The organism is Allokutzneria sp. NRRL B-24872 (assembly GCF_002155965.1).
Classification (GTDB): Bacteria; Actinomycetota; Actinomycetes; order Mycobacteriales; family Pseudonocardiaceae; genus Allokutzneria.
Window position 1 is genome coordinate 1 of record NZ_MUMH01000315.1, and the last position, 414, is coordinate 414.

The 414-nt window shown below is 73.4% G+C and carries 1 protein-coding gene; it reads right to left on the minus strand.

Translation table 11 applies throughout. From position 1 onward, the window contains the following. Positions 1-414 (minus strand): TIGR04222 domain-containing membrane protein (locus CCN37_RS37720; RefSeq protein ID WP_143262038.1); only part of this gene is annotated, 414 nt, incomplete at both ends.

The following is a 414-nucleotide window of genomic DNA, read 5'->3' on the forward strand; positions in this document are numbered from 1 at the left end:
CAGGTCGGGGTGCGCGTCGAACCCCCGCACCGCGACCCTGCCGAGCCGGGGGTCGCGCAGTGCCGCCGTGTCGAGTCCGGGCACGTCGACCACCGTGCCGGGTTGCTCGACGTAGCGGTAGGCGGCGTCGGCCAACCGCTTGCCCTCCGAGGTCAGTCGGGGCAGCTTCCACGCGCGCAGCACCACCACGAACAGCGTCGTCAGCGCGAGCAGCGTGGCCAGGTAGCCGATGGGGTAGCCGCCCGCGATCCCGGTGAAGAAGCGCACCACACCGACCGCGCCCAGCACGATCATCGGGATGACGCCCGCGCGAGCGCGCGCTGTGGCGGGCGCGTCGGTGAGGAGACCGGCGCTGACGAGACGGTCGCGGACCACGCGGACGCTCTTGTGGCTGTGCAGCGCGCGGGTCAGTCG